This is a genomic window from Jannaschia maritima, assembly GCF_030973515.1.
GTDB lineage: Bacteria > Pseudomonadota > Alphaproteobacteria > Rhodobacterales > Rhodobacteraceae > Jannaschia > Jannaschia maritima.
The window spans coordinates 44,197-68,084 of sequence record NZ_JARGZA010000013.1 but is presented as its reverse complement, the minus strand read 5'-3'; the positions used below and the strand labels follow the sequence as shown (position 1 = coordinate 68,084).

The following is a 23,888-nucleotide window of genomic DNA, read 5'->3' as shown; positions in this document are numbered from 1 at the left end:
ATGCCCATCGTGACCGATGCGGGCTTCGGGCCCGAGGATCTGAACACAGGCTTCATGGCGCTGGACGACATGCCAGCCAACGGCCCGTTCGCCGTGGACGTGCCGCCCGACGCGGATCTAGCCCCGTTGCTGGAACGGCTGTCGGACGTGACGGCGGTTCGCGTGACCTTTCCGTCCTTCGCGGACGGACGGGGCTTCACGGTCGCGGGCATCCTGCGCCGGGCCGGCTACCGGGGCCGGTTGCGCGCGGCAGGACACGTCCTGGCCGATCAGTACGCCATGGCCCGCCGCATGGGCTTCGACGAGGTCGAGATCGACGACGCCCTGGCGGCCCGACAGCCGGAAGGTCAGTGGTCGGCCCGCGCCGACTGGCGGGCCCACGACTACCAGTCGCGCCTGCGCGGCTAGACCCCATCACCCCGAGACCTTAGAGGTGCGGCGACAGCCGTAACATCCGACATGAACCAGATGACCACCGCCCCCCGCGCGGCGACGCCCGCCTTGCCCGACGCCCAGACCGTGACGTCCGTGACCCACTGGACCGACCGCCTGTTCAGCTTCCGCGTCACGCGGCCCGCGTCCCTGCGCTTCCGGTCCGGCGAGTTCGTGATGATCGGCCTGATGGGCGATCCAGATCCTAGAACGGGACGCCAGAAGCCGCTGCTGCGGGCTTATTCCATCGCGTCCCCATCCTGGGACGAAGAGCTGGAATTCTATTCCATCAAGGTGCCCGACGGTCCACTGACGTCGCGCCTGCAACATATCCAGCCGGGCGATCAGATCATCCTGCGGCCCAAGCCCGTGGGCACCCTAGTCCACGATGCGTTGCTGCCGGGCGACCGGTTGTGGTTCTTCGCCACCGGCACGGGCTTCGCCCCCTTCGCGTCCCTGCTGCGCGACCCGGAAACCTATGAACGCTTCGACCGCGTCATCGTCACCCACACCTGCCGCGACGTGGCGGAACTGGAATACGGACGGCAGCTCATCGCATCGTTCAAGACGGACGAGTTGATGGTGGAGCTACTGGGCGAGGATGCCTTGGCGAAGCTGACCTATTACCCGACTACGACGCGCGAGGCGTCACCCAAGATGGGGCGCATCACCGATCTGCTGCGCGATGGGACCGTCCTGCGCGACCTAGGTGTCGATGCGATCCGCGCGGATACGGACCGGGCGATGGTCTGCGGGTCGATGGGGCTGAACACCGACCTGAAGGAGATCCTCGAGGGTTTCGGCCTTCGGGAGGGCGCGAACAGCGACCCCAAGCATTACGTCGTCGAGAAGGCGTTCGTGGGCTGACGACGTTCGTCGCGATCCCCTCCCGCCGTCTACCCCGGGCTTGCCCCGGGGACCTCGATCAACTTGCAGACCACCGAGGCTCGGCGTTTTCGACCAGACCGAAGGATGACGTTTCGTTTGCGATATACGGCTCGTGGATGGGCCCTATCGGTTGATCGGCTCCTCGCCCTCCTCCACGGCCGACGGGCCGGTGATCGGCTCTGCTTCGGCATCGGTCGCTTCGGCCGGTATCTCCGTGTCGACCGTCAGGTCCGCGCCCACGGGGCTTTCCGGATCGGTCAAAGCCTCGCTTTCGGCGGCCTCCTCGACATTGGTATTGGGGGTGTCGCCGTCGGTGGACACCACGACCTCGCCATCGGGCGTCGTGCCCAGCGCGTCGGACGCCTGCGCGTCCGGCAACTCCTCCCCCGCCTGGAAGGTGGAGATCGCCAGGAACGCCAGGACGGCGACGACGATTACGGTCAAACCGACGATGACGGCTCGGGACATGAACAGGCTCCTGCAACGGATGGCGGGGCCGTGCGGCCTGCCTTCGTGGATTAATGCCCGGCCCCCCCGGGGGTTCCACGACGCTTGCGCTTGAAGCCCGTGCCCGCGGACGTTACCTTGCCGACCTGTCCGTGAACCACACAGGGAGCGACGACCATCGCCCGCAGACCCCATCACGCGCCGCCCGTGCGCGACACCGGCCCCCGCGCCAACGACAAGATCCGTGCCACCGAGATACGGCTGATCGGTGCCGAAGGCGAGAACCTGGGCGTCATGAGCCCCTCCCGCGCCCGTGGTCTGGCAGAGGATGCTAGCCTGGACCTGGTCGAGATCTCGCCCAACGCGAACCCGCCCGTCTGCAAGATCATGGATCTGGGCAAGTTCAAGTACGAGCAGCAGAAGCGCGAGGCCGAAGCGCGCAAGAACCAGAAGACGATCGAGGTGAAGGAGGTGAAGTTCCGCCCCAACACCGACACGCACGACTACGACGTCAAGATGCGCAATGTCTTCAAGTTCCTGGAGGGCGGCGACAAGGTGAAGGTCACACTGCGCTTCCGCGGCCGCGAGATGGCGCATCAGAACCTTGGCCGCGAGTTGCTGGAACGGGTGGCCGAAGACACCAAGGAGATCGGCAAGGTCGAGAACTTCCCGAAGATGGAAGGCCGGCAGATGGTGATGATGATCGGACCGTCGCAGCGCTGACGACCCACCGGGATCGACGTCGGGGCGCCTTCGGGCGCCCTTCTTCGTAGGCCGACGCTGATCGATGTCTCCACGGAATGGAAAAGGGCGCATGTTCCGGGGGAACACGCGCCCTGATCGTGACACGGATCAAGGCGGAGGGGGGAAGCCGATCCATGTTCGTCCGATGCGGCCGCCGAAGTCCCCTGAGGGAGGGGGGAACGGGGTGACTTCGGTGCGTCGCCGCTTCGTCACGTCCCCAACAGCGCCCCGACCGTATGGTTCCCCGGCCGGATCGAAAACTTCACGCCCTATCCCGGGGCGATCTAATCCTTCGCGAGGGCCGCGACGGCGCGGCGGGTCAGGACGGCGACGAGATCGGCCCGATAGGCCCCAGACCCATGGATGTCCGACAGCAGCGCGTCCGCCGCCGGAACGGACGCGTCCTCGAGGGCTGCCGCGTCGAACCGATCCGTCAGCACGTCCTCCGCCGCCGTCCACCGGAACACGCCGTCCCCCCCCGCCCCCGTGACCGCGACCCGGACCGTCCCGTCCCGCCGCGCGACGCACACGGCGGTCAGCGCGAACCGCGACGCCGGCTGGATCATCTTCTCGTATCGGACCGCCTGGCCCAGGGGGACCTGGACTTCGCTGACGATGTGGCCGGGTTCGAGCGCGGTCTCGAACATGCCCTTGAAGAACGCATCCGCCGCATGCTCCGTCGTTCCGTCGGGTCCTGCTGTCACGATCGTGGCGTCGCAGGCCAGCAGGCCCGCAGGCCAGCACGCGGCGGGATCGTTGTTCGCGACGCTTCCCCCGATCGTGCCGCGCGTGCGGACCGCCGGATCGCCGATGCGCGCGGACAGGTCCGCAAGACCGGGCAGCAGGTCGGCCAGGGCATCCGCGATGCGGCCATGCGTGGCGGCCCCCCCGATGCGGACGACGTCGCCATCACGGCGGACCTGGCGGAGGGCGTCGATCCCCATCAGGGACACCAGGCGTTCGGGCGCGGCCAGCCTGGCCTTCATCGTGGGCAACAGGGTCTGACCGCCGGACAAGGGCTGCGCCCCTTCGTCCGCCAGGGCGGCGATCGCCGCGTCCAAGTCCTTCGGGCGTTGCAGATCGAAGTCGTACACGCGTTAGGCCCCCACCGGTTCGACGACCTGCCCGCTGGCCGCCATCACCGCCTTGACGATGTTGTGGTAGCCCGTGCACCGGCAGATGTTCCCCTCGAAGTAATGACGGACCTGCGCCTCGGTCGGGCGGGGCACGTCGCGCAGGAGCGCGATGGCCGCCATGATCATGCCGGGCGTGCAGAACCCGCATTGCAGGCCATGGTGATCCTGGAACGCCTGCTGCACGGATGACAGCGTCCCGTCCGGATCGGCCACGCCCTCTATGGTCGTGATCGCCGCCCCTTCGCATTCCCGCGCGAGGATGGTACAGGCCTTCACCGGCGCACCGTCCAGATGGACCAGGCAGGCACCGCATTGCGACGTGTCGCACCCCACATGGGTTCCCGTCAGGCCCATCCCCTCGCGCAGGGCGTCGACCAGCAGGGTCCGCGCCTCCGTGGGAACGGTCCGCTCGGTTCCGTTGACGACCAGGGTGGTGTCGATCATGCACGTCCTCCGGGTGTGAGCGTCCAGCTAAGCACGCGCCCGCCGCGGTGTCACCGCGGCATCCGCAGCGCCCGCGTCATGGCGGCCAAGGTAGCGACGGCGATCTCGGCCGGTGTCTTCGCTCCGATGTCCAGCCCGACGGGTGCATCCAGGCGGGCGATGGCGTCGGCCCCGACCCCTAGTGCCCGCAGCCGTTCGACCCGCTTGGCATGCGTCCGGGTCGAGCCCAGCGCCCCGACATAGAACGCCTGCGTCGGCAGCGCCGCGGCCAAGGCGGGATCGTCCAGCTTCGGATCGTGGGTCAACGTCACGATCGCGGATCGTGCGTCTGGTGCGAAGGCGGCCATCGCTTCGTCGGGCCAGTCGTGGATCAGATCGGTATCCGGGAACCGCGCGGGGGAGGCGAAGGCCGTGCGCGGATCCAGCACCGAGACCGCATAGCCCGCGAGCCGCGCCATGGGGACGAGGGCCTGCGCGATGTGGACGCCGCCGACGACGGCCAACCGGAGCGGCGGGGGGAACGTCGCGACGAACGTCCCATCATCCGGGGCGGCATCGGCATCCGCCAGCGCGGCGGCACCGGTTCCCAGGTCGGTCGCCATCGCCACGAACCGCCGTTGGCCGCGCGCCGCCTGCACCTGATCCAGCACGCCCGCGAGGTCGTCGTCCACCGCCTGCAGGAGGATCTCGATGGTGCCGCCACATGCGAGGCCCACGGCGAACGCGTCCGCGTCGGCCACGCCATAGGTCAGCGTCCGGTGCGTTCCGCCCCCCTCGGCCAGGGCAGCGGCCTCCGCGACCACCGCCCCCTCGACGCATCCGCCGGAAACGGAGCCGACCATGTCCCCCTGCCCCGTCACCGCCATCATGGAGCCCACAGGCCGAGGCGCGCTGCCCCAGGTCCGGACGACGGTCGCCAATGCCCCCGATCGTCCACCGCGATGCAAGGTCAGGGCAGCATCAATGGGATCGTCGGTCATGGGGTGGGACCGCGATCGCGGAGGGTCCGTCGCGAACGCACCGGGGGGATCGTCAAAGGACCGACGGCACGTCCAGCACGATCACGGTTCCGACCGCGCCGCGGGACACGTGCAACGTCGCGTTCAATCCCTTGCATAGCCCTTCGACGATCCGCCCGCCCAACCCATCGTCGCCCGGCCAATCCACATCGTCCGGCAGGCCGACGCCGTCGTCAGTGACCACCACGCGGATCCCCTGGTCGTCGGTGCGCGTCACGCGAAGGTCCACCAAACCCGTCGGCTGGTCCTTGAACGCATGCTGCATCGCATTCGTCAGGATCTCGGACACGATCAGCCCGATGCGCACCGCTATGTCCGTTTCGGCCAGAACGGCTTCCACCTGGATGTTCATGCGTACGCCGCTGCGACCGTCGAGATGCGCGATGGCGCTGGCCACCCGCCCGAGATAGGACCCGAGCTGGACCCTGTCCTCGTTCGTGTTGGCCCTGGCCGCCGTCATCTCCTCGTACAGGAGTTGCAGGCCTTCGATCCGGCGCGACAGGTCATCGAAGGTCTGCCCATCGTCCGACTGCCGCGCCTTCAGGCGGATCAGCCCTAGGATCATCGTCAGGTGGTTCTTCACCCGGTGCTGGATCTCGGAGACGAGGTTCTCGAACGACTTCAGCTTTTCGTCGCGTGCATCCCTGGGGATCTCGGATTGGAGGCCGACGAAATAGTTGGCCTGCCCCGTCTGCTCATCGAATATGGGCGACACGATCAACGCGTTCAGGAACGTTTCGCCATTGGCGCGTTCGTTCAGCAGGACCACGGCGGTATGCTCGCGCTTCTCGATCGCCTCGTGCAGTTCGGCCACCTCCTCCGGCGAGGTTTGGTCCGTCTGCAGGAAGCGGCAGTTGCGCCCGAGGGCCATTTCGGCGGTATAGCCAGTCAGCGTCTCGAACGCGCGGTTCACATAGACGATCGGGTTGTCGTCGAGGTTCGGGTTCGTCAGCACCATCGCGATGTCGGCCGACCGGAAGATCGCATTGGCGTCTTCCTCGGACACGTCGCCGGGCTGGAAAGATGTCTTTCGATCCATGACGCGAAGTTAAACGAAGCGGATTGGTCGTAACAACCTGAAATTGCAATCTAGGAAGACACCCCGCCCCCGATCACCGGGGGCGGGGCGTGACGTTCCAGGCGATCAGTTGGCCGCGGCCGTGCGCAACAGCTGCGTGATCTCGCGCGCGACGGCGCGGCGGTTCGCGCGTTCGTCCGCCTGCGTTTGCACCTTCAGGAACTGCTCGCCATAGCCTTGGACGACCATGTTTTCGACCGGGACGCCGAAGTATTCGTTCAACGCCAGGGCGAGGGTCTCGGCCCGGCGATCCGACAGCGCCAAGTTGTACGCCGCGTCCCCCACCGCATCGGTATGCCCTTCAATCAGGTACACCGTGCGGGGATCCGCTTCGATCCGTTCCAGCATGCTGGAGGCCAATCCGGTCAACTCGTCGGCCTGGTCGGGTTCAATCGCGGCCGATCCGCTAGGGAAGGTGACGGTGTCGAGCTCCACGGCCGGAGCGAGCGCGCGCACTTCGGGGATCTGGCGGACCTGCGCCAACGTGAAGCGCCGATCGAGGGCGACTTGGTTCTCCAACGCCGCGCGCAGCGGGTCGTTCGCGGTCGATTGCGTCGTCACCAAAGCGCGGCGCGGAAGCTCCGACACGTCCACGCGCTCGACGGGTTGGGTGTCGTCGATCAACGTGTATTCGGTGCCGTCCGCCTCCACGAGGACGCGGCGCAGGACGCGCAGCGACGCATCGCGAACCGTGACGATCTGACTTCCATCCTCGCGCGTCACGATCGTCCGGGTCGAGCCGTCGTCGAACTGCTGCGTGCGGACGTTCGATCCGGCCTGTCGCAGCAACGTATCGTCGTCGCGGAACAACTGCAGGTCACCGTTGTCGCGCTGCACGACCACGCGGTCGCCGCTGTTGGACACGACGCGAGCGTTGTTGGCCAGGACCGTGCCCACCGCCAACGCGCCCAGAGCCCCCAGAGCCAGTCGCTGATTGCGGGACAGACCCCCTTCGTCACGCGACCCCGTCTCGATCGCGGATGTCGTGAAATCCTCCGTCGAAGTGCGGACGTCCTCCTCCGTTACGGTCTGCTCGATCACCTCGGCGTCGGGCGCCTCCTCCGTCGTGTCGAGGTCAAGCGCGGCGGCGAGGCCGGGGACCGAGTCCGCGATCGCGTCCGATGTGCCCTCGCCCAGGCTGTTGTCCAGGATGTCGAAGGCCGCACCGATCTGGTCGCGCGCGGTCTCCCCCGCTTCGGTCAGCTCGGGCTCGCCCTGCGAGGCGATCTGATCGGCCACGTCGCTCTGCAGGTCCTCCTGCGCCTCCGGAATGGCGGCGGCATCGGTCGTAGGCTCCGTCGCGGGCGCCGCGGTATCGTCGACGGTCTCGACCAAGGCATCCCCGCCGGCATCGGTGTCGCCGGCGGCATCGGTCGTGGCCTCCGCTACCGGGGCCTGGGCGTCGTCCACCGTTTCGGCCATGGCGTCGCCGTCGTTCGCGTCGGCGCCGTCAGTCGCGTCGGCAGCATCGGTCACGGGCTCGGTCGCCGGTGCTTCCGTGTCGTCCACCGTCTCGACCAACACGGGCTCATCGGATGGCGCGTCACCGTCCGCCGTCTCCGCATCTTGCAGAGTGGTCGCGCCGTCGTCGGCCTGAACCGTCACTGCTTCGCCGGCGCCGTCCGTCGGCACGGCGGGATCGGCGACCTCCGTCGCCGCGTCCCCATCGACCAGCTCCTCCACGGGGCTGTCGGCGAGCTGGTCAGTCACGTCCTCCACCGCGGTGTCCTCCACCACGTCGCTCGGGACGACCTCCTCCGTGGTGACCTCGACGTCTTCGGCCTCGACTTCGATCCCGGCTTGCAAGGCGGTTTCCAGGTCCTCGGCCCCGCCCGCGATGGCGGCGGCGCAGCGTTCCAGCGCGGCCGGATCGTCCAGCGCGACGCCCGCGTCGATGCAGCGTTGTTGATCTTCCTCCGTCAGGACGACGGATGAACCGTCCTGGGCGAGGACGGGCATCGGGGGCAGGATCAGTGCGAGCGAGGATGCGAGGGCGGTTGCGGCACGAAGTTTCATGATGGCTCCGACGGGCGTTGGGAATCGATACCCGGAAAACACGCGCCGTCGCGGAGCCGTTCCAACGGACGCCGCGTTATCCGATAACCGTCGGGGCGGGGGACCAGACCGTCAGTCCGAATCCCGCCCCGACGAATCGTTCAAGCTTCGACCTTTTGCGCTTCGATCGAAATGATGACCTCCACCTCGTCGCTGACGAAGGGCGCGAAGTTACCGGCGTCGAAATCCGAACGCAGCAGCGTCGTGGTGGCGTCGAAGCCCAGCCAAGGGGTGTTCTGCATCGGATGATCGGCCGCTTGGTTCAGCTTCGCATCGAGGACCACCTCCTGCGTCACCCCGCCCAGGGACAGGTCGCCGGTGATCAAGGCGGTGTCCTCGCCGGTCACCTCGATGGAGGTGGAGGTGAAGCTGACCGTCTGGTTCGCCGCGGCGTCCAGGAAGTCTGGCGACTGGAAGTGCGCGTCGCGCTGCTCCCACCCGGTGAACATCATCTCGAGCGGCATCGAGACGTTGACCGAAGAGTTCGCCGGATCGTCGACGTCGAACATGATCTCGCCCTCGAACCCGGAGAACATGCCGTAGGTCGTCGAGAAGCCGAGGTGATCGTAGCTGAAGACGATCTGACTGTGGCTGGAGTCGAGGACGTAGGCCTCGGGGTCGGCGAAGGCGGGGGCGCCGGCCAGCGTGGTGGCGGCGGCGGTAGCGACGAGCATGGTGCGGAACATCGGATTTCTCCCGTTGGGTTACCTGCGGCGCACAGTTGCGGGTTTCGCCGGTCGGAGGGAAGCCCTGCAGCGTCAACAAGACGTGTGCAGCGGCGCACTACCTGACGATCGAATGAAACTCATACCGGGGGGGTCCGCGTTGACCGGTCGAACGGATAAACGAAGGAGCACACCATGCTGCGCACCCTGAATGCCACCGCGCTTGGCGCGATCGTCGCCGCCCCCCTGATGTTGGCAGCCGGCCCCGCCCTGTCTGACGGCCATGTGATGAACATGGACGATTTGATCCGCACCCGCGACATCACGGGCGGCCCGATGTACTCGGTCGCCGAACGTTACGACGAAGCGACCTGGATGGATCTCGACGACCGCGATGCCTATGGGTATCAATCCCAGAACTACGGCACCGACCTTCGTCAGATCGGCGAGATCGAGGATATCGTGCTCGATCAGTCCGGCCAGATGATCGGCATCGTGGCCGAGGTCGGCGGCTTTCTGGACATCGGTGACAAGCACGTGATGGTTCCCGTCGAAGATCTGCGTCTGACCGCGGTGGACGACGTCAGCTACAGCTACGTCACCCGGCTGACCGAGGAGCAACTGGAAGAGTTGCCGTCGGTGGACGAAGGCTTCTTCGACTGATCCACGGCGACCGCGCCTTCCATCGATCGGACGGGGCCCTTATCGGGGCCCCTTTTCGTGCCTGCGGGTTGCACCCCGATGCGCATCCTGTATGACGCCTCGTCCCGCCATGTAATTGAACGCACGGCCTCTCGTGCCCGGGCGGCGGGATCCATGCCCGGGCTTTGAAGCCTGTCATACGAAGGGGATCCCATGCCGCTCTACGAGCATGTGATGATAGCGCGCCAGGACCTGTCCAACGCGCAGGCCGAAGGTCTGAACGACCATTTCGGCGCTGTCCTGACCGATAACGGCGGCTCCGTCGTCGACGTCGAGTACTGGGGCGTCAAGACGATGGCCTACAAGATCAACAAGAACCGCAAGGGGCATTACAGCTTCTTCCGCACGGACGCGCCCGCCGCCGCCGTACAGGAGATGGAGCGCTTAGCCCGCCTCCACGACGACGTGATGCGCGTGCTGACGATCAAGGTCGACGCGCACGGGGAAGGGCCGAGCGTCCAGATGCAAAAGCGCGACGACCGTGACGATCGCCGCCGCGAACGCCGTTGAGAGGGGAGTAGATCATGGCCACCAAACCGTTCTTCCGCCGCCGCAAGTCGGACCCGTTCTCGGGCGCCAACGCGCCCACCATCGATTACAAGGACACGCGTCTGCTGCAGCGCTACGTCAGCGAACGCGGCAAGATCGTGCCGTCGCGCATCACCGCCGTGTCCGCGAAGAACCAGCGTAAGCTGGCTCGCGCCATCAAGCGGGCGCGGTTTCTAGCCCTGCTGCCCTACGCCGTGAAGTGAGGAGAGTTACGACATGCAACTGATCCTTCTGGAACGCGTGGCCAAGCTGGGCCAGATGGGCGACGTCGTCGACGTCAAGCCCGGATACGCGCGCAACTATCTGCTGCCGCAGGGCAAGGCGCTGACGGCCTCCGATGCGAACGTCGCTGCCTTCGAGGGCCGCAAGTCTCAACTCGAAGCCGACAATCTGGAATCGAAGAAGGACGCGGACGCGATGGCCGGGCGGCTGGACGGGCAGCAGTTCGTCATCATCCGTCAAGCGTCCGATTCCGGCGCGCTCTACGGTTCGGTCACCACGCGCGATGCCGCCGAGGCCGCGACCGAGGCGGGGTTCACGGTCGAGCGCCGTCAGATCGCGCTTACCGCGCCGATCAAGGAACTCGGGCTTCACGACGTGACCGTGAACCTGCACCCGGAGGTGGAGGTGTCGATCGTTCTGAACGTCGCCCGCTCGCAGGAAGAGGCGGAGCTGCAGGCCGAAGGCAAGTCGATTCAAGATCTTGCGGCCGAAGAGGAAGCCCAGGCCGAGTTCGAGATCGCCGAGTTGTTCGACGACATCGGTTCCGCGGCGGCTGACGACAGCGATCTGGTGACGACGCCCGAATCCGAATCCGGCTCCGACGACGATCAGCCGGACCTGCGCTGACGAGGACCCTTACTGCGGAGGAGGGCCGCTTCCCGAAGCGGCCCTTTTCGTTCCTTCCGACCCTGCATCACAGGTTCTGGGCGGCCTTCCGGCAATCGCTGGCGCATTCGCGGCACATCTCGGCGCAGCGCCGGCAGTGGTCGTCGTCATGTCGCGCGCACATCTCTGCACACGTCTCGCAGGCCTGGACGCATAGTTCCAGCATAGCCCGCAGGACCGCCTCGTTGCTGCCCGTCCGACGCGATGCGACACGGTGGGTCGCCGTGCAGATGTCGGAGCAATCGCTGCACAGCCGAATGCACTCGCCCCTGTCATCCTCTTCCGCGGCGCAGGCATCGGCGCAGGAGTTGCAGATCGCCGCGCAATACATCGCATGGCGGACCGCCTGCCCCAGGGTTTCGTTCAGATGTCCCGCCACGTCGGGATGCTCTGCGATCATCTTTTGAATGGACATCGGTTCCTCCTGTTTCGTGTATCGAGGTAACGCCCCCAGGATGTCCCCGTTCCTGGGGCACGGAACGCCCGCAGGAAGGGCGGAGCGGGTGTCGGACGAGCGGACCGGCAGGATCCGAGCATCATTCCGAATGGATCGCGCATTTTCATCCCACGCCGTCGCGAAGCGGGGCATAGTCCAGTGAGAACCCGACGATCCAAGGAAAGGAACCCCCGCCATGACGCTGACACGCCGCACGTTCCTACAGACGACTGCCGCGACTTCGCTGATCGCGGTCCATCCGTTCGCCGCCCGCGCGCAGGCCGGGCAGGCGCATCTTCGGATCGCCGAGACGACGGATCTCCACGTCCATGTCTGGCCATACGACTACTACGGCGACAGGCCTGTCGACACTGTCGGTCTGGCCCGCACCGCCGCGCTGATCGAGGACGTGAGGGCCGAGGCCGGCAACACCCTCGTCCTGGACAACGGCGACTTCCTGCAGGGCAACCCGATGGGCGACTTCATCGCATACGAACGCGGCCTGCAGCCCGGCAACGTGCATCCCGTCATCGCGGCCATGAACACGGTCGGCTTCGACGCCGCCACGATCGGCAATCACGAATTCAACTATGGCCTATCCTTCCTCGAAACCGCCGTCGCAGGGGCGGACTTCCCCGTCGTGCTGTCGAACGTCACCCGCGGCACAGGGTCCGATCCCTTGTTCGCCCCATACGTCATCCTGGATCGCGAGATCGCGGACGGAGCGGGCGGAACCGCGCCCATCCGGATCGGCGTGATCGGATTCACGCCACCGCAGATCATGGTCTGGGACCGTCGCCACCTGGAGGGCAACGTGTCCGTCCAGGACATCGTACGCACGGCGGAGCGTCTGGTTCCCGAAATGAAGGAACAGGGCACGGACATCGTCATCGCCCTGTCCCATTCCGGTATCGGCCCGGCGGAGTACGAGGAGATGATGGAGAACGCCTCCGTTCCCCTCGCCGCCGTGCCCGGCATCGACGTCGTCCTGACCGGCCACCATCACCGGGAGTTCCCGTCCGATGCCTATGCCGACGTGGCGAACGTCGACGCGGCGGCCGGAACGATTCACGGAAAGCCTGCCGTGATGCCCGGATACTGGGGCAGCCACATGGGGCTGGTCGACCTGATGCTCGAACGCGATGGGTCCGGCTGGCGCATCGTAGCCAGCGAGCAATCGCTGCGGCCCATCGCCATCCGCGGCGAGGATCGGTCCTGGACGCCCCAGGTCGAGAGCGTGGACGCCGTACTGAACGCGACGCGAACCGACCACGAGGCCACGCTGGAATACGTCCGCCGCGCGGTGGGCGAGACCGACGCACCACTGCATTCCTATTTCGCATTGGTCGCCGACGACCCATCCGTCCAGATTGTCAGTCAAGCGCAACGGTGGTACGTCGATCAGTTATTGCAGGGCACGGAACACGAAGGTCTGCCGATCCTGTCCGCAGCGGCCCCCTTCAAGGCGGGCGGTCGCGGTGGCGCCGACTACTACACCGACGTGCCGGCGGGCGACGTGGCCATCCGGAACGTGGCGGACCTGTACCTCTATCCGAACACCGTGCGGGCGGTACGCGTGACGGGTCAGCAGGTGAAGGACTGGCTGGAGCGCAGCGCGGGCATGTTCAATCGGATCGAACCGGGCGGGGGTGAGCAGGTGCTGCTGAACCCCGACTTCCCGTCATACAACTTCGACGTGATCGACGGCGTGACCTACCGTATCGACCTGTCCCAGCCGTCCCGTTTCGACGCGGAGGGCGAGGTCGTGAACCCGGATGCGAACCGCATCGTGGATCTGGAGTACGATGGCGCGCCGCTGGACATGAACGCGGAGTTCGTGATCGCCACCAATAATTACCGCGCGGGCGGAGGCGGCAGCTTCCCCGGCACGGGCGACACGACGATCCTGGACGCGCCCGACACCAACCGCGACGTCATCGTCCGCTATATCGTGGAACAGGGCACGATCAGCCCCTCGGCCGACGGGAACTGGTCCTTCGTTCCGATGGACGGGACCGTGGTGCTGTTCGATACAGGGCCCGGCGGCGCGGCTTACGCGGACGAAGTACCAGGTCGTACCTTGGAACCGGCCGAGATCACGGAAGACGGCTTCCAGCGATACCGCATGCCGCTGTGACGATCGCAAACGGCCCCGGGGGCTGAGCCCCGGGTCTGTCCTTATGGTGGGACGGCGCCGAGCGGATCGCGGTCGACGAGCGGTCCGGGCACAAGCCGCCCATCCGATCGTGATGTGACCCCCTTCGCCGCCGCGCTAGCTGTGCGATCGAACCGATTATCCGGGAGACCCGACATGCCCATCCGTGCCCTTACTGCTGCCCCGCCCCTGGCGTTCCTCCTGATCCAGCCCGCCGCCTCGCAGGGCTTCACCTGGGGTGAGCGCAACACCGATTTCCAACCCGCCTTCGCGGAGCAGTTCCGCGCGAACCTCGAGGAGTCCGACGTCGATCTGAACGTGGAGACGGTGGTCGGTGGCCTGGTCCACCCCTGGGGGATCGCCGTCCTGCCCGACGGAGGCGGCTATCTCGTCACCGAACGCTCGGGGCAATTGCGCCACGTCACGGCGGACGGCAACCTGTCCGCCCCCATCGGCGGCGTGCCCGCCGTGTTGGCCCAGAACCAGGGCGGCCTCCTGGACGTTGCGGTCGGTCCGGAATTCGCCGACGATCGAAGGATCTACCTGACCTATGCCAAGCCCGTCGACGGCGGCAGCGTCACCGCGGCCGCGCGGGCTACGCTGTCGGACGACCTGGCCCAACTCACGGAGGTGGAGGACATCTTCGTCCAGGGGCCGCCGTCTCCGACGCCCATGCATTACGGATCGCGCATCGTCTTCCTGGACGACGGCACGGTCGCGATCACGACGGGCGAGCATTCCTCGCGCCGCGAACGGGTCTTCGCGCAGGATCTGGACAAGACCTACGGCAAGGTCATGCGTCTGAACCCCGATGGCACCGTCCCGGACGGCAACCCGTCCTTCGACGCCGCCGACGCCGTTCCGGGCATCTGGTCCTATGGCCATCGCAACGTGCAGGGCGCCGCCGTGGACGCCGATGGCACCCTATGGACGATCGAGCACGGACCCGCCGGCGGGGACGAGCTGAACCGACCGGAGGCCGGCCTGAACTACGGCTGGCCGGTCATCAGCTATGGCGAGAACTACAACGGCGACGAGGTCGGGTCGGGTCGGGCGGCGATGGAAGGCATGGAGCAGCCCGTCTACTTCTGGGATCCGGTGATCGCGCCAGGGGGAATGCAGTTCCATTCCGGGACCCAGTTCGGCGACTGGAACGGCGATCTGCTGATCGGTTCGCTCTATCCCGGCGGCGTCGTGCGCCTGTCCCTGGAGGAAGGGGTCGTGGTGGAGGAGGAGCGCCTTCTACGCGACCAGGGCCGCATTCGTGATGTCGAGGTGCTGGACGATGGAAGCTTCCTGATGCTGACCGATTTCGACAATGGCGCGATCCTGCAAGTGACCGAGGCGTCGGACTAGCTCGAGCCGGATCCGCCCGAACGTCGCGCGAACGATCTGGCGACCGTAATTCCCCCCGCTTTGCGCGAGGGGGCTTCCCCTGCTAATCAAAGTGCCAGCTAAGCGTCCTCTTCGAGCTTCTCCAACTCGGCCTGCAGCTCCTCCTTGCTGACGGTCCTGTCGGTGACCTCAGCCTGATCGAGGATGTGGTCGATGACCTTGTCCTCGAACAATGGCGCGCGGACTTGTTGGGCGGCCTGGGGATTCTTCTGAATGAACTCGAAGAACTCCCGCTCCTGGCCGGGATACTGTCGCGCCTGCTGCATGATCGCTTGCGTCATCTCTTGATCGGAGACCGTGACTTCCGCCTTCTGACCCAGTTCGGCCAGCAGTAGACCCAATCGGACGCGGCGTTCGGCCAGCTTGGTGTGTTCCTCCGTCGGCTCGATCTTGTCGTGGTCGTGGCCCTGAACGTCGGGGTTCTCCTCATGCCACAACTGATGAGCGATCTGATCGGCCTCCGCCTGCAGCAGGCTCGGGGGCAGATCGAAATCGACCTTCCCGTCGAGTTGGTCGAGCAGACGACGCTTGACGACTTGGCGCGCCGCGCCGGCGTACTCGGCCTTCAGACGTTCGGCGATCTGACCCTTCAACGCATTCAGATCCTCGGCACCGAAGCGCTTCGCCAACTCGTCGTCCAACGCGGCCTCCGCGGGGGCCTTCACCTCCTTCACTTTGCATTCGAACCTGGCCTGCTTCCCAGCCAGGTTCTCCGCTTGATAATCCTCCGGGAAGGTGACTTCGACGACCTTCTCGTCGCCGGCCGTTGCGCCGGCGAGCTGTGCCTCGAAGCCAGGGATGAAGCTGTTCGATCCCAGGACCAGGGGATAATCCTCGGCGGTGCCGCCTTCGAAGTACTCGCCGTCGACCGACCCCTTGAAGTCGATCACGACCTGATCGCCGTCCTCCGCTGCACCGTCCTTTGCCTCGAAGGTCTGGGCAGAGGATGCTAGTGACTTCAAAGCCTCGTCCAGATCGGACTCGGCTGGCTTGACCACCAGGCGTTCGATCGCCACGTCGGAGAAGTCGACCTCCGGCACGTCGGGCAGCGCCTCGTAGGACAGGGCGACCGCGACGTCATCGCCAGGCTTCCAGTCCTGGTTCGCCATTTCGACCTTGGGCTGCATCGCGGGGCGGTCGCCCGTCTCCTCGAAATGCTTGGACATGGCGCCGTCGATGCTCTCCTGCATCGCCTCGCCCATCAGGCGCAGACCGAACTGCTTCTTCAGTAGCGCCATCGGCACTTTACCCTTGCGAAATCCCTTCATCTCGACGGTGGGCTGCGCTTCTGCCAGCTTCGCGTCCACCTTCGCGTCGAGCTCGGAGGCGGGCACGGTAATGGAATAGGCGCGCTTGAGGCCTTCGTTCAGCGTCTCGGTGACTTGCATGTAGAGCATCCTCGGGGGCGTATGGCCGCCCGGGGGATCGCCGGTAGGACCCGGCCCGGGCGATGAAATCCGCGCCCTTCTAGGGATCGTTGGTTGGGGGTGCAAGCGGCGCCGAGGAAAGCCTGCGAAGCGGCGTCAGTTCGACGGCGACGGCGACCAGAGCCCGACGAACGCGATCACGAGGGCTGCGGGCATCGTCGAAGGAGATCGCGCTTCGCGCAGCACCGGCACGGTATCGGTGCGCAGTTCCTCCACCTCGATCTCGTGACGCTCCCGCCTACGCCGAAGCTTCTCCTTGGTCACGACGTCATTTACAGGAGGCCCGCTCGCAGTTCAGAGACAACAGTCAGTCCAATCTTCACCAGCCACTACCGTTCTGGGTTCAGTAGATGTACCGTATCTGATCGCTCCAATACCGTTCCACGCGACGAAGGGTGGATACGATCTCGACGAGACCGGCATCGGACAGGACGCCGGTGTGGCGGATCCCGTCGGCGTGGCGCTGGAACAGGTCGGCGACCGCGTCGCGGACGTCGCGCCCCTTCTCCGTCAGGCGGACGCGCACGGCACGGCGGTCGATCTCGCAACGCTGGTGGTGCATGTATCCCAGATCGACGAGCTTCTTCAGGTTGTAGCTGACGTTCGAACCTTGGTAGTAGCCACGGCTCTTCAGCTCGCCCGCCGTCACCTCGTTGTCGGCGATGTTGAACAGCAACAGCCCCTGGACGGCGTTGATCTCGAGGATGGACAAGCGTTCGAACTCGTCCTTGATGACGTCCAGCAGCAGGCGATGCAGGCGCTCCACTAATTGGAGGGAATCGAGGTATCCGGACATGAAGTCCGGCGCGTTCCTCGGTTGAATGTTGTCCAAGCGGCTCATGGGTGGCAGACCTTTCGCGGCGACGTTGGCGCATGTCGTCGCAGAAAAATCCCAACAAAGCGTAAAGTCAGCGGGATCGTGCCGCGCGTCGGTTCAGCGCGGCCATCAGCTGCGCGTATCGCGGAGGTGGCGCGTCGCGCCCGGTGACCCAGTTCAGAAGGTCGTGATCGGCTTCGCCCAAGGCCGCTTCGTACACGTCGACCTCGTCCGGTACCATCCCGTCGAGGTGCTCGTCCGCGTAGCCCCCCAGGATCAGATCCATCTCGCGGATGCCCCGCCGCCAGGATCGCAGGCGCAGGCGGCGCAGGCGCGTGGCGCGATCCTCTCGATCGTCGGTCATTCGACCCCCAGGCGTTCGCGGAGCCGATCTTCCAAAACTCTCAGGCGGTCGGACAAGAGCGCGGCGTCCTTGTGCGCCCTGATGACGGCTTCCAGCAGGCTGGCATCGTCCGTCCCCGCGACCGTCCCCTCGCCCACGCCCGTCAGCAGCCACATCAAGGACACGTTCAGCATGCCCGCCAAGCGCGACACGCGATCGGCGCGCGGCTCGGCGCGATCGGATTCCCATGCCCCAACGGTCTCCGACGAGACGCCGAGCCGGTCGGCCAACTCGGCTTGGGTCAGGCCCGCCGCCTCGCGCGCGCCCGTCAGCCGATCGCCGAACGTCGTGGCTTCGGGATCGTACCAATCGTCATCCGCGGCCTGGTCCGGCATCGCTCACGCTCCTTGATCCTGGGTCGGGGGCACCCTAGGACGGGCGCGCCGCCGCCGCAAACGCAGGGACCGACCCAATGGCCTTCCTCTCCGACACGCTGGACCGGGTGAAGCCGTCGCCCACCATCGCCGTGACCAACCGGGCCCGTGAGCTTCGGGCTGAAGGCCGCGACGTCATCGGCCTGGGCGCGGGGGAGCCGGACTTCGACACGCCCGACAACATCAAGGACGCCGGCATCCAAGCCATCCGGGACGGCAAGACGAAGTACACCGCAGTGGACGGCATACCGGAGCTGAAGCGAGCCATCTGCGCGAAGTTCAAGCGTGACAACGGTTTGGACTATTCCCCCGCACAGGTCACCGTGAACGCGGGCGGCAAGCACACGATCTACAACGCGATGGCGGCAACCCTGAACCCGGGCGACGAGGTCGTGATCCCCGCCCCCTATTGGGTCAGCTATCCCGACATGGTCCTGCTGGCGGGGGGCACCCCGGTCGTGGTGGAAGCCGGGATCGAGACGAAGTTCAAGCTGACGGCCGAGGCGCTGGAAGCCGCCATCACCCCTGAGACCAAGTGGCTGATCTTCAACAGCCCGTCCAACCCCACCGGGGCTGCCTATTCCGCGGACGAACTGAAGACCCTGACCGACGTCCTGTTGCGCCACCCGCACGTCTGGATTCTCACGGACGACATGTACGAACACCTCGTCTTCGACAACTTCGTCTTCGCCACGCCCGCGCAGGTCGAACCGAAGCTGCTCGATCGGACGCTGACCATGAACGGGGTCAGCAAGGCCTATGCCATGACCGGTTGGCGCATCGGGTACGCCGCGGGGCCAGAACATCTGATCGCCGCGATGCGCAAGGTGCAGTCGCAATCGACCTCGAACCCCTGCAGTATCAGCCAGTGGGCCAGCGTCGAAGCATTGGAAGGCACACAGGAGTTCATTCGGCCCAACCAGCAATTGTTCAAGAAGCGCCGTGACCTGGTGGTGGCCGGATTGAACGAGTGCCCAGGCGTCGAATGCCCCACGCCCGAAGGCGCGTTCTACGTCTATCCGTCCATCGCAGGCTGCATCGGCAAGACCAGCGCCGGAGGGACCCTGATCGAGGATGACGAGACGTTCGCCAAGACGCTGTTGGACGAAGGCGACGTGGCGGTCGTCTTCGGCGCGGCCTTCGGCCTCAGCCCCCATTTCCGGGTCAGCTATGCCACGTCGGAGGACGCGCTGACCGAAGCGTGCGTCCGGATCAAGCGGTTCTGCGAAGGGCTGACCTGACGGGCCCGCGATGGGGCGGACGGGCGACCATCGGCAGTCCGCGGAGGCGTTCATGCCGACATTGTGGGAGACGGAGACTCAGACGCTTCCCAGCCGGATGGGACGAGCATCCCGGTCCGCGACGAGGCGCCAGAACCGGACCGTCAGCAGGATCGCCGCGACGGCCAATCCGACGCATAGTCCCAACCATACCCCATAGGCACCCAACGCGGTGTGGAAGCCGAACAGATAGCTGACCGGGATCCCGCACCCCCAATAGGCGAGCACCGCATAGATCATCGGCCGCTTTGTGTCCTGCAATCCACGCAGGCAGCCCAGGGCCATGACCTGACCCGCATCGACCAGTTGGAACAGGCCCGCGACCAGCAACAGCCCCACGCCGAGCGACAGGATCGTCGCCGCCTGCGGGTCCCCCGGATCCAGGAACGCCCCCACCATCGTCCCGCCCGCGAACCAATAGAGGGCCATGGCAAGCGCCACCGCGATGCCCGATAGCGCGAACGCGGCCACCGCCGCATCGCGCAGCCCGCCCCGATCGCCTTGTCCGGCATAGCGGCCGACCCGGACGGTCGCGGCCTGCGACAGGCCGAGATGCACCATGAACGTCGCCCCCGCGATCTGGATCGCGATGCCGTGCGCGGCCAATTCACGAGTGCCCAGATTGCCCATCATCAGGGCCGAGGCCGCGAACAGTCCCGACTCCGATACATGCGTCAGACCGATCGGCCAACCCAGGCGGAACACTTGGCCGAACGCCTGCCAGTCGGGCCGCAGCGGGTTGCGGAACAGTTCCCACCGGGCCATGCCGGGACCCCGTGCCGCATAGAGGGCGAGCATCGCGCCCATCGCGACGTTGACGCCCACGCTGGCCCATGCCGCGCCACGCACGCCCAGTTCGGGGAACGGACCGGCGCCGAAGATCAGGATCGCGTTCAGCCCCACGTTCAACGCGACGCCCGCCAGCGTGACCCATAACACGATCCGGGTGCGTTCGAGCGCGGAGAGATGCGATCGGATCGTCACCGTGAACAGTGCTGGGACGAGGCCGAGGGCGACGATGCGGAGATAGGCCTCCGCCTGAATCACCACGTCGGCCGGCTGCCCGAGCGCCGTGAGGATCGGACCGGACAGGAACATGATCGGCATCGCGGCCAGTCCGGCGAGCACGGCCAGCCACAGGCCCATCCGCGCCGCGCGTCGCACGCCGCGTTCGTCGCCCCGCCCCGCCGCGTCCGACGACAGACCTATGATCCCATAGGCGAAGCCCGAAGTCAGCAAGAACAACGTGAAGAAGAACGTCGCGCCTAGGGTTCCCGCAGCCAGCGCGGGCACGGAATAGCGGCCCAGCATCAGCGTGTCGGTCAAGCCGATCAACATCTGCGCGACCTGACTGCCCACGAGTGGCAATCCAAGCGTGAGCGTCCGGGTCATGTGGATGCGAAGCGGGATCATGGGACGCCGCTACGCCCGGTGGTCGCGACGGGCAACACCGGCACGGCCCGAAACGAGGCGAGCGGCACGAGGGGCCGCCCGCGGCGCGCATGTCGGACTGCATTCATGAGACCTGCATGGTACCGGGTTTGGCCCGGCACGCAGGCCAGCCGGATCAGCCTACGATTTCGAGGTCGGAGAAGAAGAACTGGATCTCCTCCGCCGCCGTTTCCGGAGCGTCGGAGCCGTGAACGGAGTTCTCCCCGATCGACAGCGCGTACTCCTTGCGGATGGTGCCGTCGGCGGCCTCCGCCGGATTGGTCGCACCCATCACTTCGCGGTTCTTCGCGATGGCGTCCTCGCCTTCCAGCACCTGCACCACGATCGGCTCGGACGCCATGAACGTCGTCAGCTCGTCGAAGAAGGGGCGTTCCTTGTGCACGGCATAGAATTGGCCCGCCTGCTCCTTGGACAATTTGATCCGCTTGGACGCGACGACCCGCAGGCCGGCTTCCTCGAACTTCTCGATGATGGCGCCCGTCAGGTTCCGCTTCGTCGCGTCGGGCTTGATGATGGAAAAGGTGCGTTGGACGGCCATGGGCTTCGCTCCGAATAAAGGGTGAGTTCGCGCGGGCGCCTAGCACCCGTGTCGGACGAAGGGAACCGCCCGCGCCGGTGTTGACGCCGCGCGCGCCCCGGCGCAGTGGCACGGCCATGCTTCAGATCACCGATATCTCCTATTCCGTGGCGGGGCGGCCCCTGTTCGAAGGAGCGTCCGCGACCATTCCCGACGGGCACAAGGTTGGGCTGGTCGGCCGCAACGGCACCGGCAAGACGACCCTGTTCCGTCTGATCCGAGGGGAGCTGACGCTGGATGGGGGCCGCATCGACCTGCCCGTCCGCGCGCGGATCGGCGGCGTCGCGCAGGAGGCACCGGCATCGGACAAGAACCTGATAGACACCGTGCTGGAGGCCCATGCGGAACGGGCCGAACTGATGGCCGAGGCCGAAATCGCGACGGATCCTGCCCGCATCGCGGCCGTGCAGACTCGTCTGACCGACATAGACGCCTGGTCGGCCGAAGCGCGGGCCGCGACGATCCTGAAGGGCCTGGGCTTCGACGAGGCGGCGCAGGCGCAACCCACGGGGGACTTTTCAGGGGGCTGGCGTATGCGGGTCGCCCTGGCGGGCGTCCTGTTCGCACAGCCCGACCTCCTGCTGCTGGACGAGCCGACCAATTACCTCGACCTGGAAGGCGCGCTGTGGCTGGAACGCTATCTCGCCGCCTACCCCCACACCGTCATCATCATCAGCCACGATCGCGGCCTGTTGAACCGCGCCGTCGACACGATCCTGCATCTGGAGGATCGGACCCTCACCACCTATGCCGGTCCCTACGACCAGTTCGCCCGGCAGCGGCGGGAACGCCGGATGCAGCAAGCGGCGGCGGCCGCGAAGCAGGAGGCCGCGAAGGCGCACATGCAGGCCTTCGTGGACCGGTTCCGCGCGAAGGCCAGCAAGGCGAAGCAAGCGCAATCCCGGCTGAAGGCCATCGAACGGATGGAGACGATCCGCGCGCCCGAGGATGCGGCCCGAACGGTCTTCACCTTCCCGGCGCCCGACGAACTGTCGCCTCCCATCCTGCGGTTGGAGGGGGCGGCCGTGGGCTACGGCGGCGATCCCGTGCTCCGACGGCTTGACCTGCGTCTCGATCAGGACGATCGCATCGCCTTGCTGGGTCGGAACGGAGAAGGAAAATCCACGCTTTCCAAGCTGTTGTCGAACAAGCTTTATCCCGCCAGCGGGCAGCGCCATGCCAGCGGCAAGCTAAGGATCGGCTACTTCGCCCAGCATCAGGTTGACGAACTGCACCTGGACGAAACGCCACTCCAGCATATCCAGCGGGAACGTCCGAACGAGACACCCGCCCGCTTACGTGCGCGCTTGGCTGGGTTTGGCCTGGGTGCCGACCAAGCGGAGGTCGAAGTCGCGCGCCTGTCGGGCGGGCAGAAGGCGCGGCTGTCGCTCCTGCTGGCCACGCTGGACGCGCCGCACCTTCTGATCCTCGACGAGCCGACCAATCACTTGGACATCGAATCCAGGGAAGCGTTGGTGGAGGCGCTGACGACCTATGACGGTGCGGTCGTGCTCGTCAGTCACGACATGCATCTGCTGTCGATGGTCGCGGACCGTCTGTGGCTGGTCGGCGAGGGCACGGTGAAGCCCTACGACGGGGATCTCGAAACCTATCGCGCGATGCTGCTGTCGGATGGAAAACCCAGCAGGCCCGCCAAGCCGAAAGCCGATCGGCGGAAGGCTTCGCGCGACGAGATCCTGGAGTTGCGCGCCGAGGTCCGTCGCTGCGAAGCTCGCGTCGAGAAGATCGAGGGAATGCGTGACAAGCTTGCGAAGAAGCTGGCCGACCCCGTCCTGTACGAGGATGGCAATGCCGGTCAGTTGGAGGTTTGGAACAAGAAATACGCGGAGGTGATGGACGCCTCCGACCGGGCGGAAGCCCTGTGGATTCGTGCGGCGGAGGCGCTGGAGCGGGCCGAGGCATGAGCGCGGCGGAAGCATTGACGGCATTCACGGCCCTGTTCGTGGTCATCGACCCGATCGGCCTGACGCCCATCTTCGCGGCGCTGACCGCGGGCCTGTCCGCACGTGCGCGCAACGCCATCGCGTTTCGTGCGCTCGGCCTGTCCGCGCTGATCCTCGTGGTGTTCGCCGTGTCGGGGGAATCACTGCTCGGATTCCTCGGCATCTCGATGCCCGCGTTCCGCATCGCGGGCGGTTTGCTTTTGTTCCTGACTGCCCTGGAGATGCTGTTCGAGCGGCGCCAGGAACGGCGGGACGGCAACCGCGACGTGGTCGTGGACGACCCGTCCGTGTTCCCCCTGGCGCTGCCGCTGATCGCGGGGCCCGGGGCCATCGCCACGATGATCCTCCTAACGGACGGGGGCGACGCGATGAACGTCGCGTCCGCGGTGGGGGTCATGCTGGCCGTGCTCGGCGTCTGCCTGGTGCTGTTCCAGTTGGCCGCGCCGATGGAGCGGGCGTTGGGACGCGTGGGCATCAACGTCGTCACGCGCTTGCTGGGGATGCTGCTGGCGGCGCTGTCGGTCCAGTTCGTCTTGGACGGCGTGCTGGCCATCTGGTGAT

General features: G+C 66.4%; 27 protein-coding genes. 12 read left to right on the top strand and 15 right to left on the bottom strand.

What is annotated here, in order from left to right; all coding sequences use genetic code 11:
- Both P0084_RS13330 and P0084_RS13325 read left to right on the top strand, forming a co-directional pair.
- Entirely contained in the window at positions 1-408 is a 408-nt protein-coding gene (locus P0084_RS13330) for a DUF934 domain-containing protein (protein ID WP_308917356.1), read from the top strand.
- 60 nt (positions 409-468) lie between these two features.
- Positions 469-1,299 carry a ferredoxin--NADP reductase gene (locus P0084_RS13325; protein ID WP_308917355.1) on the top strand — a complete coding sequence of 277 codons (831 nt, stop codon included), beginning with the start codon at positions 469-471 and terminating at the stop codon, positions 1,297-1,299.
- Between the two features lie 144 nt (positions 1,300-1,443).
- Here the strand turns inward: P0084_RS13325 and P0084_RS13320 are convergent, their stop codons facing one another.
- Entirely contained in the window at positions 1,444-1,788 is a 345-nt protein-coding gene (locus P0084_RS13320) for a hypothetical protein (RefSeq protein WP_308917354.1), read from the bottom strand.
- Positions 1,789-1,974: 186 nt separating this feature from the next.
- Between P0084_RS13320 and infC the strand changes: the two genes are divergently transcribed.
- Positions 1,975-2,490 carry a translation initiation factor IF-3 gene (gene infC, locus P0084_RS13315; RefSeq protein ID WP_308917353.1) on the top strand — a complete coding sequence of 172 codons (516 nt, stop codon included), beginning with the start codon at positions 1,975-1,977 and terminating at the stop codon, positions 2,488-2,490.
- A 305-nt stretch (positions 2,491-2,795) separates the two neighbouring features.
- Here infC and P0084_RS13310 read toward each other — a convergent pair whose 3' ends face one another.
- The 6 genes from P0084_RS13310 to P0084_RS13285 form a co-directional block, all read right to left on the bottom strand.
- A complete protein-coding gene (locus P0084_RS13310) occupies positions 2,796-3,605 on the bottom strand; it encodes an FAD binding domain-containing protein (RefSeq protein WP_308917352.1) in 810 nt (269 codons plus the stop codon).
- 3 nt (positions 3,606-3,608) lie between these two features.
- On the bottom strand, positions 3,609-4,091 hold the full coding sequence (locus tag P0084_RS13305) for a (2Fe-2S)-binding protein (protein ID WP_308917351.1): 483 nt from the start codon (positions 4,089-4,091) through the stop codon (positions 3,609-3,611).
- 50 nt (positions 4,092-4,141) lie between these two features.
- Positions 4,142-5,071 (bottom strand): XdhC family protein, encoded by a 930-nt coding sequence (locus P0084_RS13300; RefSeq protein ID WP_308917350.1) that lies wholly within the window; start codon positions 5,069-5,071, stop codon positions 4,142-4,144.
- 52 nt (positions 5,072-5,123) lie between these two features.
- The gene (locus tag P0084_RS13295; protein ID WP_308917349.1) at positions 5,124-6,116 is read right to left on the bottom strand and encodes a PAS domain-containing protein; all 993 of its coding nucleotides are present in this window, start codon (positions 6,114-6,116) and stop codon (positions 5,124-5,126) included.
- A 138-nt stretch (positions 6,117-6,254) separates the two neighbouring features.
- Positions 6,255-8,204 carry an OmpA family protein gene (locus tag P0084_RS13290; RefSeq protein WP_308917348.1) on the bottom strand — a complete coding sequence of 650 codons (1,950 nt, stop codon included), beginning with the start codon at positions 8,202-8,204 and terminating at the stop codon, positions 6,255-6,257.
- A gap of 140 nt (positions 8,205-8,344) precedes the next feature.
- Complete coding sequence (locus P0084_RS13285; RefSeq protein WP_308917347.1) at positions 8,345-8,929, bottom strand: YceI family protein; 585 nt, start codon at positions 8,927-8,929, stop codon at positions 8,345-8,347.
- 174 nt (positions 8,930-9,103) lie between these two features.
- Between P0084_RS13285 and P0084_RS13280 the strand changes: the two genes are divergently transcribed.
- From P0084_RS13280 to rplI, 4 genes are all read left to right on the top strand, one after another.
- Positions 9,104-9,571, top strand: a complete 468-nt coding sequence (locus P0084_RS13280; protein WP_308917346.1) for a PRC-barrel domain-containing protein — start codon at positions 9,104-9,106, stop codon at positions 9,569-9,571.
- A 192-nt stretch (positions 9,572-9,763) separates the two neighbouring features.
- Positions 9,764-10,120, top strand: a complete 357-nt coding sequence (rpsF, locus tag P0084_RS13275; protein ID WP_308917345.1) for a 30S ribosomal protein S6 — start codon at positions 9,764-9,766, stop codon at positions 10,118-10,120.
- Positions 10,121-10,134: 14 nt separating this feature from the next.
- Positions 10,135-10,362: a 30S ribosomal protein S18 gene (rpsR, locus tag P0084_RS13270; protein WP_308917344.1), complete on the top strand. Its 228-nt coding sequence runs from the start codon at positions 10,135-10,137 to the stop codon at positions 10,360-10,362.
- Between the two features lie 13 nt (positions 10,363-10,375).
- On the top strand, positions 10,376-11,008 hold the full coding sequence (rplI, locus tag P0084_RS13265) for a 50S ribosomal protein L9 (protein ID WP_308917343.1): 633 nt from the start codon (positions 10,376-10,378) through the stop codon (positions 11,006-11,008).
- A 67-nt stretch (positions 11,009-11,075) separates the two neighbouring features.
- On the opposite strand, the gene P0084_RS13260 is transcribed toward rplI, so the two are convergent.
- The gene (locus P0084_RS13260) at positions 11,076-11,462 is read right to left on the bottom strand and encodes a four-helix bundle copper-binding protein (RefSeq protein ID WP_308917342.1); all 387 of its coding nucleotides are present in this window, start codon (positions 11,460-11,462) and stop codon (positions 11,076-11,078) included.
- A 217-nt stretch (positions 11,463-11,679) separates the two neighbouring features.
- Here P0084_RS13260 and P0084_RS13255 point away from each other — a divergent pair, with 217 nt between their 5' ends.
- Entirely contained in the window at positions 11,680-13,620 is a 1,941-nt protein-coding gene (locus P0084_RS13255) for a bifunctional 2',3'-cyclic-nucleotide 2'-phosphodiesterase/3'-nucleotidase (protein WP_308917341.1), read from the top strand.
- Positions 13,621-13,794: 174 nt separating this feature from the next.
- Complete coding sequence (locus tag P0084_RS13250) at positions 13,795-14,994, top strand: PQQ-dependent sugar dehydrogenase (RefSeq protein WP_308917340.1); 1,200 nt, start codon at positions 13,795-13,797, stop codon at positions 14,992-14,994.
- A 98-nt stretch (positions 14,995-15,092) separates the two neighbouring features.
- On the opposite strand, the gene tig is transcribed toward P0084_RS13250, so the two are convergent.
- The 5 genes from tig to P0084_RS13225 form a co-directional block, all read right to left on the bottom strand.
- Complete coding sequence (gene tig, locus P0084_RS13245) at positions 15,093-16,421, bottom strand: trigger factor (protein ID WP_308917339.1); 1,329 nt, start codon at positions 16,419-16,421, stop codon at positions 15,093-15,095.
- 135 nt (positions 16,422-16,556) lie between these two features.
- Positions 16,557-16,724, bottom strand: a complete 168-nt coding sequence (locus P0084_RS13240; protein ID WP_308917338.1) for a hypothetical protein — start codon at positions 16,722-16,724, stop codon at positions 16,557-16,559.
- Between the two features lie 79 nt (positions 16,725-16,803).
- A complete protein-coding gene (locus tag P0084_RS13235) occupies positions 16,804-17,301 on the bottom strand; it encodes a MarR family winged helix-turn-helix transcriptional regulator (protein WP_308917337.1) in 498 nt (165 codons plus the stop codon).
- A 67-nt stretch (positions 17,302-17,368) separates the two neighbouring features.
- Positions 17,369-17,641, bottom strand: a complete 273-nt coding sequence (locus tag P0084_RS13230) for a succinate dehydrogenase assembly factor 2 (RefSeq protein ID WP_308917336.1) — start codon at positions 17,639-17,641, stop codon at positions 17,369-17,371.
- Positions 17,638-18,015 carry a helix-turn-helix domain-containing protein gene (locus tag P0084_RS13225; protein ID WP_308917335.1) on the bottom strand — a complete coding sequence of 126 codons (378 nt, stop codon included), beginning with the start codon at positions 18,013-18,015 and terminating at the stop codon, positions 17,638-17,640. The genes P0084_RS13230 and P0084_RS13225 overlap by 4 nt, the downstream gene beginning before the upstream one ends.
- Before the next feature lie 77 nt (positions 18,016-18,092).
- Between P0084_RS13225 and P0084_RS13220 the strand changes: the two genes are divergently transcribed.
- Positions 18,093-19,295: a pyridoxal phosphate-dependent aminotransferase gene (locus P0084_RS13220; protein WP_308917334.1), complete on the top strand. Its 1,203-nt coding sequence runs from the start codon at positions 18,093-18,095 to the stop codon at positions 19,293-19,295.
- A gap of 78 nt (positions 19,296-19,373) precedes the next feature.
- Here the strand turns inward: P0084_RS13220 and P0084_RS13215 are convergent, their stop codons facing one another.
- Together P0084_RS13215 and ndk are read right to left on the bottom strand one after the other, a co-directional pair.
- Entirely contained in the window at positions 19,374-20,726 is a 1,353-nt protein-coding gene (locus tag P0084_RS13215) for an MATE family efflux transporter (protein ID WP_308917333.1), read from the bottom strand.
- Between the two features lie 175 nt (positions 20,727-20,901).
- Positions 20,902-21,324, bottom strand: a complete 423-nt coding sequence (gene ndk / locus P0084_RS13210; RefSeq protein WP_308917332.1) for a nucleoside-diphosphate kinase — start codon at positions 21,322-21,324, stop codon at positions 20,902-20,904.
- A 116-nt stretch (positions 21,325-21,440) separates the two neighbouring features.
- Between ndk and P0084_RS13205 the strand changes: the two genes are divergently transcribed.
- Both P0084_RS13205 and P0084_RS13200 read left to right on the top strand, forming a co-directional pair.
- Positions 21,441-23,288 carry an ABC-F family ATP-binding cassette domain-containing protein gene (locus P0084_RS13205; RefSeq protein WP_308917331.1) on the top strand — a complete coding sequence of 616 codons (1,848 nt, stop codon included), beginning with the start codon at positions 21,441-21,443 and terminating at the stop codon, positions 23,286-23,288.
- Positions 23,285-23,887, top strand: coding sequence for a MarC family protein (locus tag P0084_RS13200; protein ID WP_308917330.1), 603 nt, complete (start codon positions 23,285-23,287; stop codon positions 23,885-23,887). The genes P0084_RS13205 and P0084_RS13200 overlap by 4 nt, the downstream gene beginning before the upstream one ends.
- Position 23,888: the final 1 nt, after the last annotated feature.

What these genes read in the sequence shown, in the direction of transcription:
- P0084_RS13325 (WP_308917355.1), top strand. Translation starts at nt 469, where the DNA reads ATGACCACCGCCCCCCGCGCGGCGACGCCCGCCTTGCCCGACGCCCAG.
- P0084_RS13285 (WP_308917347.1), bottom strand. Translation starts at nt 8,929, where the DNA reads ATGTTCCGCACCATGCTCGTCGCTACCGCCGCCGCCACCACGCTGGCC.
- P0084_RS13255 (WP_308917341.1), top strand. Translation starts at nt 11,680, where the DNA reads ATGACGCTGACACGCCGCACGTTCCTACAGACGACTGCCGCGACTTCG.
- P0084_RS13250 (WP_308917340.1), top strand. Translation starts at nt 13,795, where the DNA reads ATGCCCATCCGTGCCCTTACTGCTGCCCCGCCCCTGGCGTTCCTCCTG.
- P0084_RS13200 (WP_308917330.1), top strand. Translation starts at nt 23,285, where the DNA reads ATGAGCGCGGCGGAAGCATTGACGGCATTCACGGCCCTGTTCGTGGTC.
- P0084_RS13230 (WP_308917336.1), bottom strand. Translation starts at nt 17,641, where the DNA reads ATGACCGACGATCGAGAGGATCGCGCCACGCGCCTGCGCCGCCTGCGC.
- ndk (WP_308917332.1), bottom strand. Translation starts at nt 21,324, where the DNA reads ATGGCCGTCCAACGCACCTTTTCCATCATCAAGCCCGACGCGACGAAG.
- P0084_RS13290 (WP_308917348.1), bottom strand. Translation starts at nt 8,204, where the DNA reads ATGAAACTTCGTGCCGCAACCGCCCTCGCATCCTCGCTCGCACTGATC.
- P0084_RS13320 (WP_308917354.1), bottom strand. Translation starts at nt 1,788, where the DNA reads ATGTCCCGAGCCGTCATCGTCGGTTTGACCGTAATCGTCGTCGCCGTC.
- P0084_RS13215 (WP_308917333.1), bottom strand. Translation starts at nt 20,726, where the DNA reads ATGACCCGGACGCTCACGCTTGGATTGCCACTCGTGGGCAGTCAGGTC.
- tig (WP_308917339.1), bottom strand. Translation starts at nt 16,421, where the DNA reads ATGCAAGTCACCGAGACGCTGAACGAAGGCCTCAAGCGCGCCTATTCC.
- P0084_RS13220 (WP_308917334.1), top strand. Translation starts at nt 18,093, where the DNA reads ATGGCCTTCCTCTCCGACACGCTGGACCGGGTGAAGCCGTCGCCCACC.
- rplI (WP_308917343.1), top strand. Translation starts at nt 10,376, where the DNA reads ATGCAACTGATCCTTCTGGAACGCGTGGCCAAGCTGGGCCAGATGGGC.
- P0084_RS13235 (WP_308917337.1), bottom strand. Translation starts at nt 17,301, where the DNA reads ATGAGCCGCTTGGACAACATTCAACCGAGGAACGCGCCGGACTTCATG.
- P0084_RS13305 (WP_308917351.1), bottom strand. Translation starts at nt 4,091, where the DNA reads ATGATCGACACCACCCTGGTCGTCAACGGAACCGAGCGGACCGTTCCC.
- P0084_RS13205 (WP_308917331.1), top strand. Translation starts at nt 21,441, where the DNA reads ATGCTTCAGATCACCGATATCTCCTATTCCGTGGCGGGGCGGCCCCTG.
- P0084_RS13280 (WP_308917346.1), top strand. Translation starts at nt 9,104, where the DNA reads ATGCTGCGCACCCTGAATGCCACCGCGCTTGGCGCGATCGTCGCCGCC.
- rpsF (WP_308917345.1), top strand. Translation starts at nt 9,764, where the DNA reads ATGCCGCTCTACGAGCATGTGATGATAGCGCGCCAGGACCTGTCCAAC.
- P0084_RS13225 (WP_308917335.1), bottom strand. Translation starts at nt 18,015, where the DNA reads ATGCCGGACCAGGCCGCGGATGACGATTGGTACGATCCCGAAGCCACG.
- P0084_RS13300 (WP_308917350.1), bottom strand. Translation starts at nt 5,071, where the DNA reads ATGACCGACGATCCCATTGATGCTGCCCTGACCTTGCATCGCGGTGGA.
- P0084_RS13260 (WP_308917342.1), bottom strand. Translation starts at nt 11,462, where the DNA reads ATGTCCATTCAAAAGATGATCGCAGAGCATCCCGACGTGGCGGGACAT.
- rpsR (WP_308917344.1), top strand. Translation starts at nt 10,135, where the DNA reads ATGGCCACCAAACCGTTCTTCCGCCGCCGCAAGTCGGACCCGTTCTCG.
- P0084_RS13330 (WP_308917356.1), top strand. Translation starts at nt 1, where the DNA reads ATGCCCATCGTGACCGATGCGGGCTTCGGGCCCGAGGATCTGAACACA.